Genomic DNA, 18353 nt, shown 5'->3' with positions numbered 1-18353 from the left:
ACAAACGGAATTTAAATTAAGAAGAATGAGTATGAAAAAACATTTAACAAAACTATTAGTCGGTTTTCTGACCATCTTTTTTCTAGGATGTGGCAACGTGCCGCTTACGGGAAGAAAACAAATGCTTCTTGTTTCCGATCAGGAGGTACTTACCCTAAGTCTGCAACAATACGGAGAGTTTATAAACTCAGCACCTTTATCTACCGACAAAGGAAACACAGCTTTGGTAGAAAAAGTAGGACGCAGAATAGCAAATGCTGTAGAAACGTATCTTAAAAACCATGGATACGAAAGTGAACTTTCGGGTTATCAGTGGGAATTCCATTTAGTAAAAAGTTCGGATGTTAATGCTTTTTGTATGCCGGGCGGCAAAATAGTAGTATACGAAGGAATATTACCCGTAACCCGCGACGAAACAGGCCTAGCTGTTGTTCTCGGACACGAAGTTGCACACGCCGTAGCAAAACATGCCAATGAACGTATGAGTCAACAAATGGCTCTGCAATACGGAGGTGCTGCTATAGGTATGGCTTTAGACGGCAAATCGGCTGCGGTTCAAAACATAGCCTCTTCGGTATATGGGCTTGGCTCGCAATTAGGCATGCTTAAATACTCGCGTAATCACGAACTTGAAGCTGACAAAATGGGACTTATATTTATGGCAATGGCCGGTTACGACCCACGTCAGGCCGAAGCTTTCTGGACTCGCATGTCCGATGCATCGGGAGGCTCTTCAATGGAATTCTTGAGCACCCACCCTTCCGACAACCATCGTATAAAAGATATACAAAAAAATCTGTCCGAAGCGTTAAAGTATTATAAAGGAATAAATACATCGACACCATCGAGCAAAACTTCCAGTAAATGGAGTTTCTAATAATAAACAGAACAAGTAAGAATGGGTAGTTTTCTTAAAAACTATCCATTCTTGCATTATTAGTCTACCATCCAATATACTTAAAAAGTAGTTTGAGCCAATAATACCCCTTATTTGCACTTTTTATCATCTCTCAGAAAGAAAAAAACTTTCATATTTGCTGGTGAATCAATTTAAACCTAATCAAATATGAAAAAAAGATTACTTTCGTTTTTTGCGGCTTCTGCCGTATGTCTGTTTAGTGTATCTATGAAAGCACAAACAGATGTTACTAGTACATATCTGAGTAACGCCGGATTTGACGAATCTCCTAATTTTTTATCAACAACTACTTCATCCAATCTGGGTTCAGCTAATGGAGGTGCTAATATTCAAGCTGTTACTGGTTGGACAATTGGTGTTTTTGGAGATAATTCGGCTTCATCAACTTTCGAATATGGTTATGCCGGGACTTTAAATGCCTCAGGGGATTATGGTTATATCCCTAGTACAGGTTATGATGGTACTGCAACAGGAGCTTCACTTGGACTTTCGGCTGCTTGGGGCGCAAGTCTTACTTACTATCAGGATGTAACATTTACTACAGGCGGTAAATATCAGTTAGAATACACTGCATATAATTCAGGCCCTAATGCTACAGATAACAGCTTGGTTGGTTGGGTTCCCGCTTCCGGAAATTCAGTATTATCCAGCCGCACCTCTTTCCCTATGGGAGAATGGATTGTTGAAACTATTGATTTTACAGTAGTCGATAATACAGCTGGTAAAATACAAGTAGGTATAAGTACTCCAAATTCAGGTTCGGGTTCTCTAGGTAGAATATTTATCGATTATGTAAAACTTACTTATTTGGGCATTGACAAAACCGATTTAAACAACAAAATTACAGAAGCTGAAGCTGTATATGGCGATGGATCGGGTAATGAAGCTGCTGCTTTGCGAGCTGTAATTGATGCTGCTACAGTTATTGCTGCCGATGTAAATGCAACTATGGCTCAGGTACTCGATGCTATTGATAGTTTAGACGCTGCATTATTTACTTATGCTATAGCTAATGCTAGTACTTCTTCACCTGCAGATGTTACATCTTATATACAAAATCCAAGTTTTGAGGAAAACCAAGGAGATAGACAACAAACTATTCCGGGCTGGACTAAAACAAGTGCTGCTAATTCGGAATATTGTACAAGAAACGATGCAGGCCCTTTGAGTGGCACATTTAAAACAGGTAATGTTTATTTCCAATATTGGAGCAGTAGTAAACCTGACTTTTCTATTTCTCAGGAACTAACAGGACTGCCCAAAGGATACTATACACTTAAAGCCAATGCCGGAGGCGATGAAGGAACTACAGGAACATTCATTTATGCAGGCACGCAACAAGTGGAAGTAACAACCACAGGAAGCGAATATACGCTTGATGTAACTGTTATAGATGGTAACTTAACAATCGGATTCAAATCTGTTAGTCGCAGTGTAAACTGGGCGTATGCTGACAACTTCCGCTTGTATTATACAGGTGCTATCGCCGAAACCCTACTTTCAGTACCTAGTGCAACTGTTGTGCTATTAGAAGATGCTATATCGACAGGTGCTAACAAATACAAATTTACAGTAGCTGGAAGCAACCTAACAGAAGATGTAACATTATCTGCTCCTAGCGGAATAACTCTTGTTCCTAGCACTCTTACTGCAGAACAAGCAAACGCTGGAACTGAAATTACTGCTACTTGGGATGAAGCAACAGAGATATCAGGACAAATAACAGCTACTAGCGGAACAGTAAACAGTACTGGTACTTTAACTGTTTATGCTAAAGCCGAAACGTTGGTACCCGAAACGAACAATATAACCCCTAATGCTTATATGAATACTCTTGAGGGATATGCAGGTTGGGGACATAAAAGCATTGTAAATGTGTTTGAAGATGCTAACGCTGCTGGTTGTGATGGTCCTCAATGTATGAAGATTGCTGGTACTTCAAATTCTTGGCCTAACGGAGGTTCTCTTGATGTAAATAGCATAACATGGACAGCCGGTAAAAAATATATAATCAGTTTTGATTTGAAACCAATAGACGGATCATTCGTTTTTGGCGTAAATGGCGCTTACCCTGACCCAGAGGCATCTACAACTGCAAATAAAGATTTCTTTATTGATAATACTACAGCTCCTTTAAATCAATGGACACCAATAAAAATAGAATTTATTGCTGGTGAAAGCGCTGGTTCTGGCAGTACTTTCTTCAATAACGATGGAGATAAAGGCTGTGATGGCTTAACTTGCTATTTCGATAACTTCCAAATTTACGAAGACCTTGCTTATGTAGGCATTAGTGATGATGTTCTGGTTGATGGCGAAGAAGTTATAGCAGTTAAATACTATACCACTCAAGGTATCGAAGTTCTTAATCCTATTGTAGGCGAAATTTATATTGTGAAAAAAACTTACGAATCGCAAAGAACTGAAGTATCGAAAGTTATATTTAAATAAGTTTCTGAGTTATTAAAAATGCTCTAATATAAAATGAATAAGAGGCTGTGCTGTGATATGCATAGCCTCTTATTGTATAAAAACCGAATAAATAATAACGGATAGTTTTTTAAGAAACTATCCGTTTTTCATTTTGTTAAAGGATAGGCTCGCTTTTTTATAATTATATAACCGCACCTGTTTTTTATTTAACTTTTATAGAATAATTTGCTTAAGGCTATTTCGCTAGATTTGTGCTATATAGTTAAATATAAACGATTTTTTATGCAGCCCTGTTACTCTAAATTTATTGTTTACATTATTCTATCATCAGCCAGCCTGATGGTATACGGACAATCATCGTTCCTGAATAATGACGAATACAAAAAAGAGTTATGGAAAACTATAAAACCGACAACATCATCCCCTTTACAATCGTCTCCTAAAATCGAAATGTTACTTAAAGAAAACAGTAACGAAGGTATAATCGACAATAAGTACCTGAGGTCGTACTACAAATATAAATCGGGCGATTTGCTGGATAAGTTTAAAGACAAATACCAGATAAATCCCTCGGTGTTAATTTACAAAGGCGATATACCTCTTAATATGCTTCCTGCCGGATCTACAGCCATAGTTTTTATGGGAGGCCATTTTCATTTTATACCTACAGGTGGAACCATGATTACACCCAGTGGCATTAATCTGAGTGGATGGAGCAAGAAAACATTATCTCCGAAATCGCGAGCTATTATCGAACAAGTCTTTGGTATGGAAGTTGAATAAATCCGAGAACAATACTACAATCCACCTTGTTTACCTATATACTGAATGTCGTAAAATTATGAAATAAAAAGTATATAAAGATGAAAAAAGCAAAATTAAACAACGGAACATTAATGCCATACATAGGACTTGGCGTGTTCAGAATGGAAGATAACGATGAATCGCAAAAGGCAATAGAAACTGCGCTATCGGTAGGTTATCGGCATATAGATACTGCTGCTGTTTATGGAAATGAAGATATAGTGGGCAAAGCCATCAAAAATTCAGGCATCGCCCGAAAAGATATTTTTATTACCACAAAAGTATGGAACGAAGATATGCGTTCGGGAAAAGTGAAAGAAGCTTTCGAATCCAGCTTAAAAAAGCTCGAAACCGACTATGTAGACCTTTACCTTATACATTGGCCTGTGAAAGAAAAATTTGTTGACACATGGCTTGAAATGGAGAAAATATATAAAAAAGGAAAAGCAAAAGCCATAGGAGTCAGCAATTTCAAGGAACATCATCTTGACGAACTAATAAAATCGGCATCTATTATACCTGCCGTAAATCAAATAGAACTTCATCCTTATCTTATACAACAATCGGTACTTGACTATTGTAAAAGAGCAGGAATACATGTGGAAGCGTGGAGTCCGTTTGCCGCTCAAAAGACCAATTTATTCTCCGAAAAAATCCTTTTGGATTTAGCAGATAAATACAACAAGACTCCTGCACAAATTATCCTACGTTGGAATTATCAACGTGATGTTATTGTAATTCCAAAATCGTCGAATGAGGATAGATTGAAACAAAATCTCGATTTCTTCGATTTCAAATTATCCGACAACGAAATAATAATGATAAACTCGTTGAACAAAGATAAACGGGTAGGCTCTGACCCTGATACTTTCACTTTTTAAAAGTAATCATATAAAAATTGGCACATTTATTGGTCTATATAAAACGGGAATTCATATTCCCGTTTGCTGTTTATATGTTGCATAATAAGGAATATAATACTGACAGCTAAAACAAACAGGATAAACACTTTATACAAATGAGTAGTCAGGATATCATAAATAAAAAAAAAGAAGTATTAAATAAGCTGTCAAAACGTCAGTTAAAGAATGCCATAGAATTGCTGACAAAAATGGCGGTAAATTTACAGGACTGGCAAGTATCCGAAAGACTGAATGAATTGGATACCAATTATAAATTTATGCTTCTCTATCAATTTGAAGGATCTGACGACCCAAATCAGGTAACTGTATATAATGGATTTTTGCGTACTTTATATGAAATGACGGATGACATTACCGACGAATTGTTGATGATAGAATCTTCGAACTTTTATTATGAAAAAAGTAGGATTCAATCATTGAAAAATAACACCCAGATAGCTGATTATCACAAACAACTGCGCGATATATATGACTCATTATCGCTTACCGAGCTTATTGAAGATAACAATATAAAGATTGATAAAAAGCGAGCTTTGAGTGTCAAACGTGAACGGATAGCAGCAGATATGTTTTCTCATGTTTTTGCATCGAAGCGAGCCGACAATGAGATAGCAATACAATTGTCCGATTTTTTTAACAATAAAGATATACTTGAGCGTGAGAAATGTTTGATAATCTCTGCTCTTACATTAAACCTATGCCATCGTTTCGACGGAAGAAAAGTACAATTACTAATGTCGTCATGTTCTAACGAGAATCCTATGATAAGCCAACGAGCTATTGTGGGACTTATTATCGTATTGCAAATGTATGACGTAAGGTGGAGCTTTTACCCTGAATGTAAGCATCAACTCGAAACATTGAGCGAAAATCCTTATTTCAACAAATCGGTTATTGCTGTTATTAAACAACTGATACGTTCAAGAGAGACAGAAGAAATAAGCCGGAAAATGACCGAAGAGATAATTCCCGAAATGATGAAGTTCAACTCAATGGCTGGACGAAAGTTGAATATGGAAGAGCTAATGTCGGGCGATATTGATTTTTCGGAGAAGAACCCTGAATGGAAAAAAGAACTCGAAAGTTCGGGCTTAGCCGGTAAATTACAGGAATATTCGAACCTGCAAATGGAAGGGGCTGATGTTTTTCATTCTACTTTTGCTCATTTAAAAAACTTCTCATTCTTTAGTGAGTTTAGTAACTGGTTCATCCCTTTTGATATTTCATATTCCGAACTTTTGGATTTATTTAATGGAAACGGTAGCGAAAACCTTTTGTATTCAGCTATTCTGAATTCGGGGCATATGTGTAACTCCGATAAATATTCGTTCGCATTCAGTTTATTGCAATTACCCGAAAGCCAACGTGAAATGATGTTACGCCGTTTTGGTGAAGAATCGGAAGAAATGAAACAACTACAAAAGGAAGCCGCAGAAATGAATTCGTCAGCGAAAGACGAAATCATATCAAATCTTTATATACAAGACCTTTACAGATTCTTTAAATTGCACACTGCTAAAAAGAGCTTTTTCGATATATTCACACTACGATTAAATTTCTACGACAAACAATCGATAGCCCCATTAATCTCCGAACCTGAAGATATGAAGGCTATAGCTCAATACTGTTTCGATAAAAATTTCTTTACCGAAGCACTTAAAATTTTCAGCTTACTCGCCGAACAAGGGTTAGATACTTCGGATATATGGCAAAAAACAGGATACTGCAATCAGATGTTAAACAATACTGATGACGCACTGGCAGCCTACCTGCAGGCCGACTTATTATTACCCGATAACACATGGACAATGAAACGTATTGCCCAGCTGTATCGTTCGAAAAAACAACCGGAAAAGGCTCTATCGTATTATATAAAAATACAAGACCTGCACCCCGATAACATAGCTACTCAATTGAACATAGGACATTGTTATCTGGATATGAAGGACTACAACAAAGCCCTGAATGCCTATTTCAAAGTGGAATTGATGGATGGTGGAGATAATCCCAAAGCATGGAGACCGATAGCCTGGACTGCTTTCTTAATGAAAAAGTTTGATTTATCGCAAGCATACTATTTCCGTATACTTGAAGCAAAACCAACTGTGCACGATTTTCTTAACGCCGGACATACAGAGCTTGCTTTAAACAATAGGAAAAAAGCTTTAGAGCAATATATACAGGCTGTATCGTTGCTTAACAATAATCTTCAGGAATTTTCGGAACTACTAACAGCCGACAAAGAAGAACTTATGGCAGTAGGAATAAAAGAAAGCTTCTTTCCGTTACTGTTAGATCAGATACAATATAAACTGGACTAATAAAAAGACACCATTTTTATCTACAAAGAAAAAAGGACCAGTTACATTAAATGTAGTTGGCCCTTTTTTAAGGTATAATAGTTAGTTAAAGGTCTACTCTAAGCCACCACCTAAGGTTCTGTAAAGAGTTACATTAGCCTGCAATTGTGCAAGTTTATCCGAAACCTCGCCTAAACGAGCTTGCAATAAATTGCCTTCGGCTGTTAAAACCTCTGTATAGTTAGCTAAACCAGCTTTCAAAAGCTCTTTAGTAAATTCCACCGATTTTTCAGTGGCATCTATTTGTTTCTGACGAAGCTCAACTTTTTTCTGTGCAGCCTCAAAACTATATAAAGCGTCCGAAACTTCATTTCCTGCGCTTATAACTGTTTGTTTAAACGACAATAAAGCTTCTTCCTGCTGAGCCTTAGCAAGCTTTAATTGTCCTCTTAATGCATTGCGGGCAAATATCGGTTGAGCCAAATTTCCTACAATATTAGCAATAAGATTCTCGGGTTTGAAGAAATTCGAAACAGTATTACTTGTTGAATATCCTAGCGTCCCACTGATACTTACCGATGGGTAAAAGCTTGCCTGCGCTACTCCAACAGCCTCAAAAGCGGCACGGAATTGCCATTCAGCCATTTTCACATCAGGACGGCGAGCCAACATTTGTGATGGAATACCGTGACTTGTATTTTCATTAACAACCTGATTATTAATAGTACTCCTTAATATTGATGAAGGTTCGCGCCCAACCAATAAACATATAGTGTTCTCCAGATTACGAATCTGAGCTTCCATATCAGGAATAGAAATCAAAGTTGAATAATATGCCGATTTGGTTTGTTCTACAGCAGCACTGTTTAACAATCCGGCATCTCTCATGTCCGTCATTGTCTCTACAGTTTCCTGCATAATTCCAGCCATATCTTTAGCTACCTTCAATTGCTCGTCTAATGCTACCAACGTATAATAAGAAGTAGCAATATTAGCGATCAATGATGTTTGAATAAGGTTACGATAAGCTACGCTTTGCATATATTGTGCCACAGCTCCACGTTTTTGCTTATAATATTTACCCCATATATCCAACTCCCAAGAGGTTGATACGCCTAGCATATAGGATTCTGAGTGTTTTGGCAGAAACTGTCCGCTCTCCCGGCCAACACTATGGCGTTTTTGATCTGCGCTTCCAACTAATGTCAAATCGGGAAAATAAGCAACCTTAGCAACATCAAGTGCAACTTCGGTTTGCTTGATACGTTGATAAGCTATCTGCATATCGAAACTATTATTCAATCCTTCATCAATAAGAGATTGTAAATACATATCCGAAAAATATGTACGCCAAGGAATTGAAGCAATAGTTGTAGTGTCGCCTGTAGTACCTTCTCTAAAAACATTTTGAGGAAGTTCAGGCTCTTTATATTTAGTTCTAATGCCACAGGATGAGAGGAAAGTAATGCTCAAAAGCATTACTAATCCCGCACCTGCAAAATATCTTTTATTCATATTCTTGTGCTATTATTTTGTTGTTTTACTTCTCGGATCTTTTCCACTGAAACGCTCTTGCAAGCTTTGGAACATTATATACAGCGTTGGTATAATCAGAATACCTAACATTGTACCGATAAACATACCTCCAATGGCACTAATACCAATAGACTTGTTACCCAAAGCTCCCGCACCTGTTGAAAGGGCCAGAGGTAGAAGACCGAATATAAATGCAAACGATGTCATCAAAATAGGACGTAAACGGGCTACAGCACCATTAACAGCCGCCTCAACAATACTCATTCCCTGTTGGCGACGCTGTATAGCATACTCAACAATAAGGATGGCATTTTTAGCAAGAAGCCCAATTAACATAATCATCGATATCTGCACATATATATTGTTTACAATACCCAATCTTACCCCGAATAACATAAGGAATATAAACACCCCTGCTAATCCGACCGGTAACGAGAATATTACAGCCAATGGCAAAATATAGCTTTCGTAAAGCGCAGCCAACAGCAGATATACGAATATCAAACATATACCAAATATTATAACAGTTTGGCTACCTGATCCGGCCTCTTCGCGAGTCATACCTGCATATTCAAAGGTATAGTTAGCTGGAAAATCGGCTTTCATTTCTTCTACAACCTTAATTATATCACCACTACCATAACCATCTATCATGTTTGGAATAATAGTTACGTCCATAGATGAATACATATTAAATCGGTTCAATGTTTGAGGTGCCGAAATATCGGTAATCGAAATAAACTCTGTTATCGGAGCCATTTCTCCCGAAGCTGTTTGAACAAACAGACCACTAATATCCGCTTCATTTGCTCTGTACTCAGGTCCTGCCTGCATCATAATACGGAACTGTTTACCAAACAGGTTAAAGTTAGATACATAATAACTTCCGATATAGGCCTGTAAAGTACCCATCACTTGCGAAAGCGTCAGTCCTGCAGCTTTAATCTTCGCAATATCTGCATCTATCTGTTTTTGAGGGAAGTTAGGATTGAAGTTAGTCATTGCAGCCATAACATCGTCCCGAGCATTCATTTTAGCTACAAAATCTTTTGTAAACTCATAAAACTCGTTTATATCGCCCCCCATACGGTCTTGCATCTGCATTTCGACCCCGAAACCAAGCCCAAACCCTTGCAGGGTTGGTGTTGCCATAAAGAAGAATGTAGCTTCATTTATCTCTTTGGTTTTTTGAGTTAAAATATTAGCGACCTCATTTGTTGTAAGTTTACGTTCACCCCATGGGTCCATCTTTACGATAACAGTACCATACGAGCTACCTAAACCACTCATAAAGTTAACCCCTGTGATATTAGTTACACTTTGTACCCCTTCTATTTCCTGAGCTATATCTATAACTTTATTTACAATCGAATCGGAACGGTCGAGCGATGCTCCCGGAGGCAAAGTTACGAATCCCATTACACCACCACTATCTTCATTCGGCACAAATCCGGTTGGTAACACTTTCATTAAGCCGAACAAAATTACAGATGCCACCAAAATTATAGCTAGAGTGATCCAACGATGTCCTTTTTTTCCTAAGAAGTGCAAAGAGTTCTTATATTTACGAGTTCCTGCATTAAAGGCTATATTAAAATAGTAGTAGAACTTCTCTATAAAGTTTTTCTTCTTACCATGTTCATTCTCGTCGTGTCCTTTCAGGAATAATGCACAAAGAGCCGGACTTAGCGTTAAGGCATTCACTGCCGATATAAGAATTGAGACGGCAAGAGTTAATCCGAATTGCTGGAAAAATATACCTGTTGTTCCTCCAATAAAACTCACTGGAATAAATACCGCAGACATAACCAAGGTTATAGAAATAATAGCCGGAGCTATTTCTTTCATCGCCTTCAAAGTTGCTTCGCGAGGGTCTTTCTCTCCCGCGTCCAATTGGGCATGGACAGCCTCGACGACCACAATAGCATCGTCCACCACAATACCAATAGCCAATACTAACGCAAACAGAGTAAGCAAGTTTATAGAGAAACCAAATACCTGCAAAAAGAAGAATGTTCCGACAATAGCCACAGGTACAGCTATAGCAGGTATCAATGTTGAACGAACATCCTGCAAGAAAACAAATACAACTAAGAACACAAGTAAGAACGCCTCGATTAAAGTAGAAACTACTTTGCTTATCGACTCATCAAGGAATTCGCTGGAGTCCATTATATAGTTAACCTTTACTCCTGCCGGCAAAGTTAATTCGGCTTCTTTTAGTACAGCTTTTACATCTTCGATTACTTGCTGAGCATTAGAACCTGCTGTTTGGCTAATTGAAATGAAGACCGATTCTTCATTCTTATTCATTTTAGAATACACAGCATAACTTACCGCACCTAGTTCTACATTTGCAACATCTTTTAAACGTAGAAGTTGCCCGCCTTGCGAGCGAATAATAATATCCTGAAATTGTTCGGCTGTTTTTAATTTACCCGTAAACTTTAATGTATACTGAAATGCCTGATTACTATTAGCTCCAAGCTCTCCCGGAGCAGCTTCTATATTCTGATCTTGCAAAGCAGCAATAACTTCTTGCGCTGATATTTTGTAAGAAGCCATAACATCGGGCTTTAACCATACACGCATCGAATAGTCTTTTGCCCCAAATACATTGGCATCCCCTACCCCATAAACACGTTTAATTTGAGGCAGAATATTTATATTAGCATAGTTTTGAATAAACTCACCATCGTAATCGGGATTCTCTGTCGATATTGTTAAACCCAGAATAGTACTATTCTGTTGCTTTTGTACGGTTACCCCTGTTTGTGTTACCTCAGCTGGTAATAAAGGATTTGCACGGGCGGCAAGATTTTGTACGTTTACCGCAGCAATATCGGGATTAACCCCTTGTTTAAAAAATACCCGAATGGTAGCCATACCATTATTCATGGCAGTAGATGTCATATATGTCATACCCTCTACTCCATTTATTTGCTCTTCGAGTGGTATAACCACACTGTTCATTACCACATCGGCATTAGCCCCCGGATATGTTGCTGACACCTGTACTGTTGGTGGCGCAATATCCGGATATTGTTCCACAGGCAATGTTACTAGGCCTATAATCCCCAACACAACAATGATAATAGATATCACGGTTGATAGTACGGGCCTGTCTATAAATGTTCTTAACATTGTATATATTTTTTATTATGATCTGAATAATTGACTTATTTTGCTATAATTTTCTTACCAACACTTAATGTTGCCAAACCTTCGGTTACAATTCGATCTCCTGTATTAAGCCCATTTGTAACAACATATTGTTGACCATCAGGTAATGGAAGAACTGAGATTATAGCTTCAACTACCGAGTCGCCTTGAACTTTGTAAGCCACTACTTTATCTTGTTTCTTAAATGTTGATGCTTGAGGAATAACAAATGTATTTTCTACATAATTAGGCATAATAACCTTACCGCTAAATCCGCTTCTCAGCAAACCATCTTTATTCGGAAAATCGGCTCTCATATTTACCGAACCGGTACTTACATTTACCTGACCTGTAATAGTAGATATTTTTCCTTTCTCAGGATATTTATCGCCATTTGCCAAAACTAACGAAACTTCCGGCATGTTTTTAATCTTCTCAGCCTGAGTATTTCCATCCAATTTATTCAACAAATTAAACAGATCTTTCTCATTCAGTGAAAAATAAACATACACATTTTTAGTATTTGCTACTGTAGTCAATGTATTGGAATTATTTACCAAACTCCCTTGACGGAAAGGTATTGCTCCTACAATTCCATCAACAGGGCTCGAAACGTTTGTCCAACCAAGCATAGCCTGTGCATTTGTTAATGCAGCCTCAGCCTGTGCAACACTAGCCATTGCCGTAGCATAACTATTTTCGGCTGTTTGCAATTGAGTATTACTTATTATTCCTTTTGCCGCAAGGGGACGAAGGCTTGTTACATTAATCTCAGCAGTTTTTGCTGCTGCCTTTGCACTTTCGACCTGCGCTTTTGACGTACGGATATTCTGATCGGCTGTCGGAGAATTTATTTTAAATAATGTCTGTCCTTTTTTTACAACCGAACCTTCATCCACATAAATAGCATCGATAAAACCATCAATACGAGGCCTTATCTCAATATCTTCCTGTCCTTTAATAGTAGCAGCATACGACGTCTCTAAAGTCGCATTCTGTTCACTTAATACCATTGTTTTATACTCCATTAACGGTGCTTCGGCTTGCTCTTGCTTGCTACCACATGACGCCATCAATAACAATGAAAAAATTCCTAAACTAACCTTTTTCAAGCTCATACCTAATATTTAATTAAATTAATTTTGTTGGTTTAATTTTATTAATGCATTCAAAAGTTCTCTCAACTGAGTTTTCAATGCTTCTTCATCTACTTCTTTTAGCAATTGAGCTGTCGAACCCTTAACTTTTTCCATAGCCCTCTGAAGCACATCTGCCCCTTTTTCAGTTATTTCTACAACTCTGGCTCGGGTATCATTCTTACTTGCCCTACGACTTATCAGTTTCTTTTTTTGAAGATTCCGCATTATTGTAGAAGTAGTCATAGGGTCAACATTTGTCATGTTCGAAACCAATATCTGAGGAACTTCTTGCCCTTCTTGATTCAAATGGTAAATAGCCGACAATATTTCCATCTGCGATGCAGTTATCCCAAACTCGTCTAACAGACGATGCTTTCCTCTTTGCCAGTATTTCATTATCTGCCAAATAAGAAAACCAAATTCTTCGCCTGCATTCCGGGGTTGAAAACAATCTTTTTCCATATAACCTGCTATTTTGAGCTGCAAATATAATAAGCACACTTATAATAAGTGCGATATAAATGTAAAAATATTTATTTTATTAACACTTTTTGAGGTCAATTTAGTATTATAGCAATAATTATCTTACTCTCTCACAAAAAAAAGAAGCCATAAGCCTCTTTATGTTTATTAGCACAAATGGTCATTTATTCTACATAACTCACTATTTGCCCGCTTATCAGCATCAACGATATTTCGCATAGCTTAGTATCGTATTGCGACTGCACCAAACGCTCTTCGGCTTCGAGTAAACTATTTTGTGCTTCTCTTATTTCTATTCCGGCCAAATCACCCAATTTGTAACGATCCATCGCTATATCAAAATTTGCCCTAGCAGTTTTCAAATTATCTCTTTCCTGCCCTTCCAACTTCATATTATTCAGGTAAGCCATCCACATATTGGCAAAATCAGCTCTTACAGCTAACTCTGTTTGCTGATACTCCAGTTGCTTATTTTCAATCTCCAATTTTGCGTTCTTTTGTTTACGTCTGCGGTTAAAACCATCGAACAGATTAAATCCTAATGTTACTCCATAATTGAAACCGAGCCTTTTCTCCCTGTCATAAGTTCCTGTTTCGTACACATTCTGCGTATATCCATACCCGGCATTCACTTTAAGATATGGATAGTTTTCGCTTTGCAACATTCTGAGATTTAGCTGACTTAGCCTTCCTTCCTTCTGAGCTAACAATAGCTCTGTATTAATACGAAGTGCTTTATCTAATATTTCTTCCTTGTTAAGCAATGGATTAAAAGATATTAAAGTATCGGCAAGAGTTAATTTGTTATCAATATTATCCGAAACTATCATTTCATTCAACCGGGTACGCAAAGTATATAATACCTCGTGTTGTTTTATGAGTTTCGAATTATCGGTATTATAATCGACCCGTGCCTGTTGCAATTCGAGCATAGATGCTGTTCCTATATTATGGCGTGCTTCAACAATCCTCACTCGCTCCTTCGACAATAATACTGCGTATTTAAGGTTTTTCAAGCTAATGGTTTGTTTTATATAATTATAATAAGCCGTAGTAAACTGAGATATAAAATCTTCGACAGTTAGCCGAGTATTTAACTCACCCCTCAATTTAAGTTCTTTTAGCCGACTATGATTTGCTTGTATATTAAAGCCATCAAATATTGTCCAGTTTAAATTTACGCCTGCGTTTAACGTCTGGTTATGTACACCATCGTTCGATACGGTTTCTCCTGTAGGCTTACGCTGATCGGTATTATTAATCGTACCAGAGTAGCCTGTCGACAAGTCAAGCGTTGGCAAATATCCGGCATTTCCTATAGTCACATCATTATCTAATATTTGCTGTTGGTTTCGAACTATCTGTATTTCGTAGTTTTTTTCGAGTCCCAATTCAATGCCTCTTTTTAATGTTAAAACAGACTGAGCATCAGATACACTTCCGAGACTTGTTACCAGTAATAATATTATTATTTTTTTCATTGTTCTAATTCTGATCTTTACTTTTCATTTTGGCATCACGCTTCGACCTGTCTGTCGATATATACATATACATAGCCGGTACAATAAAAATAGTAAGGAAAGTAGACACTAACATACCTCCGATTACAGCAACCCCCATAGCTATACGCCCATTTGCACCTTCGGCACTGGCATATGCCAATGGTATAAGTCCCAAAATAGTAGAAAAGCTTGTCATAAGAATTGGGCGTAAACGCTGAACTGCTGCACCTTGTATTGCATCAAGTTTATTCATTCCGGCCTCCTGTCGTTGATTCGCAAATTCAACAATCAGAATTCCATTCTTGGCAACCAAACCTATCAGCATAATAATACCAATCTGGCTAAATATATTCATTGTAATATCCCTACTATACATAAAAGCCAGCGCCCCTGCAATAGCCAACGGTACTGTAAGCATAATAACAAACGGATCTTTAAAACTTTCGAACTGGGCAGCCAGTATAAGGAAGATAAGGATTACCGCTAATCCAAAAGCAAACATAAGACTGGACGAACTCTCCCTATAATCTTTCGAGTCTCCATCCAAAGCTGTACGGAACGACTCGTCTAATATCTCTTTTGCAATATTATCCATCTCGTCCAAAGCCTCGCCCATACTTACTCCCGGAGTCATACCAGCCGATATCGTTGCCGAGTTGAAACGATTATACCTGTAAAGTTGAGGCGGGGCAACACTCTCTTCCAATTCTACCAGATTATCCATCTGAATCATATTTCCCGTAGCATTTTTCAGATAAATAGTTTTCAAATCGAGAGGAGTATTACGCTGCTGGCGGTTTATTTCGCCCAATATCTGATACTGTTTTCCATTCATATAAAAATACCCCATGCGCTGTCCGCTAAGTGCATATTGTAATGTTTGCCCAATATCGCGAGTACTCACACCTAATAAAGCCGCCTTTTCTCTATCTATATTAACCTTTGTTTCGGGCTTTGTAAATTTAAGATTCACGTCCGTCATCTGAAATTTAGGACTTTCATTCACTCTCTGCATAAACAAAGGAATAAACTCTTGTAGTTTTTCAATATTCGGAGCCTGTAATACATATTGAATAGGCATTCGAGACCGCCGCCCTCCAAAAGTAGACTGTTGTTGAACAAATGCCCTCGCTCCTGTTTCCTTCCGCAATGCACTCGACAATTCATCTGCAATTTCCATCTGACTGCGTTTACGATCTTTTATATCAGGTAGCATAATTCGAATCATACCAAAACCGCTCCGTGACAGATTTATATTCGTTTCTCTCTCAGGAATAACAGAGTCTGCAATCTCTGCTATACGATCATTATAATCTCTTAAAAATTCGAATGTTGCACCCTCAGGAGCCGAAGTTCGAACAACTATTTGCGAACGATCTTCCAAAGGAGCCATTTCGGAAGGGATAACTGACATAAAATACCCGATTACACCTAAGGTTATAATAATAATGGGCAATGCTATTATTTTATGTACAAGAAAGTAGCTTAAAGCTTTGTGATATATAGAATTCAAGCCTCTGAAAAATGGTTCGGTTTTACGGTAAAACCAATTAGGGCGATCCGTCTTCTTCAATAATTTCGAAGCCAACATTGGCGTAAAAGTAAGAGCAACAAATGACGAAATAATAACAGCACCCGATATTACAATACTAAACTCCCTAAATAACCGCCCGGTCATACCCTCCAAAAACACAATCGGGAAAAACACGGCAACCAGTGTTATTGTTGTAGATATTACAGCAAAAAATATCTCTTTCGAGCCCTCAATACCCGCCTGAAGCGGCCTCATTCCACTTTCTATTTTCAGATAAATATTCTCGGTAACAACAATCGCATCATCAACCACAAGCCCAACGGCTAGTACAACCGCAAGCATAGATAAAACATTTATAGAAAAACCAGCAAGATACATTATAAAAAATGCACCAACCAAAGATACAGGAATAACAACACAAGGAACAAGTGTAACACGCCAATCGCGAAGGAAAAAGAATATAACCAACACAACAAGTGCAAAGGCAACATATATAGTTTCTTCAACCTCATCAATCGAAGCCCTTATAAACTTCGTATTATCGAATGCTATATCCAGATGAACATCCTCGGGTAAATCTTTTTTCATTTGTTCCAAACGCAGCTTCACTTCGTCTGATATCTCAATCTGATTTGCCCCCGGTTGTGGCAAAATAACCGTACTAACCATAGGCACACCATTGCGGCGCATAATATTTTTACGATTTTCGGTATCAAGTTCAGCCCTGCCAATATCCCTGAAACGTACAACATTATAATTATCTTCCTTTATTATAAGTTGATTAAATTCTTCGGGGCTTTGCATTAATCCCGATGTCCGGATCGAAAGTTCCAGATTGTCTCCTTCAATTGTACCCGATGGTAACTCCACATTCTCCTGGTCAATAGCATTCTTTACATCCATTGGAGTTATTCCATAGGCGGCCATTTTTAATGGATCGAGCCACAAGCGCATAGCATAACGATTCTCGCCCCAAATTTCAACAGCACTTACATTCGGAATTGTTTGCAGACGTTCCTTTACAGTGAGTTCCGCTATTTCACTTAACTCCAATAACGAACGATTTTCGCTCTGCACTGTTATCTGTATAATCGGACTGGCATCAGCATCAGCCTTCGAAACTGTAGGTGGATCTGCATCGCGAGGTAAATAACGCTGTGCCCGCGACACCTTATCCCGAACATCATTTGCCGCAGTCTCCAAATCTACACTCAATTCAAATTCTACTGTAATACGGGCCGATCCCTGACTACTGGAGCTTGACAATGATCGGATTCCCGGAATACCATTTATATTTTGTTCTAAAGGCTCTGTTATCTGATTTTCTATAACCTCGGCATTAGCCCCCGGATAAGTTACATTTACCGTAATAATAGGATTATCAACATTCGGGAACTCCCTTACTCCAAGATAAGTATATCCGATAATACCTAATAAAAATATAATAAGAACAAATACTGTTGACAGCACCGGGCGCCGTATGCTTATTTCTGATATAGTCATAAAATTCAGCTATTGCTTTTGTTTTAAGGCCGCAGAGACCTTTTTATTATTTTGACAATTATAGTAGTGGAAACTAGTTATAATTCAAAAAATACATGTAATTAAACACTATGAT

General features: G+C 37.9%; 11 protein-coding genes. 5 read left to right on the top strand and 6 right to left on the bottom strand.

Going from position 1 to position 18353, the window contains the following annotated elements; genetic code table 11:
* The first annotated feature begins 25 nt into the window (after positions 1-25).
* The 5 genes from D0T53_RS08200 to D0T53_RS08180 all read left to right on the top strand — a co-directional run bounded on the left by D0T53_RS08200 (position 26) and on the right by D0T53_RS08180 (position 7400).
* Positions 26-877: a M48 family metallopeptidase gene (locus D0T53_RS08200; protein ID WP_370457808.1), complete on the top strand. Its 852-nt coding sequence runs from the start codon at positions 26-28 to the stop codon at positions 875-877.
* A gap of 189 nt (positions 878-1066) precedes the next feature.
* Complete coding sequence (locus tag D0T53_RS08195; RefSeq protein ID WP_163266716.1) at positions 1067-3370, top strand: hypothetical protein; 2304 nt, start codon at positions 1067-1069, stop codon at positions 3368-3370.
* 264 nt (positions 3371-3634) lie between these two features.
* Complete coding sequence (locus D0T53_RS08190) at positions 3635-4135, top strand: hypothetical protein (protein WP_163266714.1); 501 nt, start codon at positions 3635-3637, stop codon at positions 4133-4135.
* Between the two features lie 80 nt (positions 4136-4215).
* Positions 4216-5037 carry an aldo/keto reductase gene (locus D0T53_RS08185; RefSeq protein ID WP_163266712.1) on the top strand — a complete coding sequence of 274 codons (822 nt, stop codon included), beginning with the start codon at positions 4216-4218 and terminating at the stop codon, positions 5035-5037.
* Between the two features lie 137 nt (positions 5038-5174).
* Positions 5175-7400: a lipopolysaccharide assembly protein LapB gene (locus tag D0T53_RS08180; protein WP_163266711.1), complete on the top strand. Its 2226-nt coding sequence runs from the start codon at positions 5175-5177 to the stop codon at positions 7398-7400.
* A 93-nt stretch (positions 7401-7493) separates the two neighbouring features.
* Here D0T53_RS08180 and D0T53_RS08175 read toward each other — a convergent pair whose 3' ends face one another.
* The 6 genes from D0T53_RS08175 to D0T53_RS08150 form a co-directional block, all read right to left on the bottom strand.
* On the bottom strand, positions 7494-8894 hold the full coding sequence (locus tag D0T53_RS08175; protein ID WP_163266709.1) for an efflux transporter outer membrane subunit: 1401 nt from the start codon (positions 8892-8894) through the stop codon (positions 7494-7496).
* A 12-nt stretch (positions 8895-8906) separates the two neighbouring features.
* Positions 8907-12059, bottom strand: coding sequence for an efflux RND transporter permease subunit (locus D0T53_RS08170; protein WP_163266707.1), 3153 nt, complete (start codon positions 12057-12059; stop codon positions 8907-8909).
* Positions 12060-12094: 35 nt separating this feature from the next.
* Positions 12095-13195 (bottom strand): efflux RND transporter periplasmic adaptor subunit, encoded by a 1101-nt coding sequence (locus tag D0T53_RS08165; protein ID WP_163266705.1) that lies wholly within the window; start codon positions 13193-13195, stop codon positions 12095-12097.
* Between the two features lie 18 nt (positions 13196-13213).
* Positions 13214-13678, bottom strand: coding sequence for a MarR family winged helix-turn-helix transcriptional regulator (locus D0T53_RS08160; RefSeq protein ID WP_163266703.1), 465 nt, complete (start codon positions 13676-13678; stop codon positions 13214-13216).
* A gap of 185 nt (positions 13679-13863) precedes the next feature.
* The gene (locus tag D0T53_RS08155) at positions 13864-15180 is read right to left on the bottom strand and encodes a TolC family protein (protein WP_163266701.1); all 1317 of its coding nucleotides are present in this window, start codon (positions 15178-15180) and stop codon (positions 13864-13866) included.
* Between the two features lie 4 nt (positions 15181-15184).
* Positions 15185-18238 (bottom strand): efflux RND transporter permease subunit, encoded by a 3054-nt coding sequence (locus tag D0T53_RS08150; RefSeq protein WP_163266699.1) that lies wholly within the window; start codon positions 18236-18238, stop codon positions 15185-15187.
* Positions 18239-18353 lie beyond the last annotated feature (115 nt).

Source organism: Dysgonomonas sp. 216 (assembly GCF_010501065.1).
Lineage (GTDB): Bacteria > Bacteroidota > Bacteroidia > Bacteroidales > Dysgonomonadaceae > QVMM01.
This window is presented reverse-complemented; position numbering and strand designations above follow the sequence as displayed.

Excerpts from the sequence above, each read along its gene's own strand:
- D0T53_RS08160 (WP_163266703.1), bottom strand. The coding sequence starts at position 13,678 with ATGGAAAAAGATTGTTTTCAACCCCGGAATGCAGGCGAAGAATTTGGT.
- D0T53_RS08190 (WP_163266714.1), top strand. The coding sequence starts at position 3,635 with ATGCAGCCCTGTTACTCTAAATTTATTGTTTACATTATTCTATCATCA.
- D0T53_RS08185 (WP_163266712.1), top strand. The coding sequence starts at position 4,216 with ATGAAAAAAGCAAAATTAAACAACGGAACATTAATGCCATACATAGGA.
- D0T53_RS08170 (WP_163266707.1), bottom strand. The coding sequence starts at position 12,059 with ATGTTAAGAACATTTATAGACAGGCCCGTACTATCAACCGTGATATCT.
- D0T53_RS08150 (WP_163266699.1), bottom strand. The coding sequence starts at position 18,238 with ATGACTATATCAGAAATAAGCATACGGCGCCCGGTGCTGTCAACAGTA.
- D0T53_RS08200 (WP_370457808.1), top strand. The coding sequence starts at position 26 with ATGAGTATGAAAAAACATTTAACAAAACTATTAGTCGGTTTTCTGACC.
- D0T53_RS08180 (WP_163266711.1), top strand. The coding sequence starts at position 5,175 with ATGAGTAGTCAGGATATCATAAATAAAAAAAAAGAAGTATTAAATAAG.
- D0T53_RS08175 (WP_163266709.1), bottom strand. The coding sequence starts at position 8,894 with ATGAATAAAAGATATTTTGCAGGTGCGGGATTAGTAATGCTTTTGAGC.
- D0T53_RS08195 (WP_163266716.1), top strand. The coding sequence starts at position 1,067 with ATGAAAAAAAGATTACTTTCGTTTTTTGCGGCTTCTGCCGTATGTCTG.
- D0T53_RS08155 (WP_163266701.1), bottom strand. The coding sequence starts at position 15,180 with ATGAAAAAAATAATAATATTATTACTGGTAACAAGTCTCGGAAGTGTA.
- D0T53_RS08165 (WP_163266705.1), bottom strand. The coding sequence starts at position 13,195 with ATGAGCTTGAAAAAGGTTAGTTTAGGAATTTTTTCATTGTTATTGATG.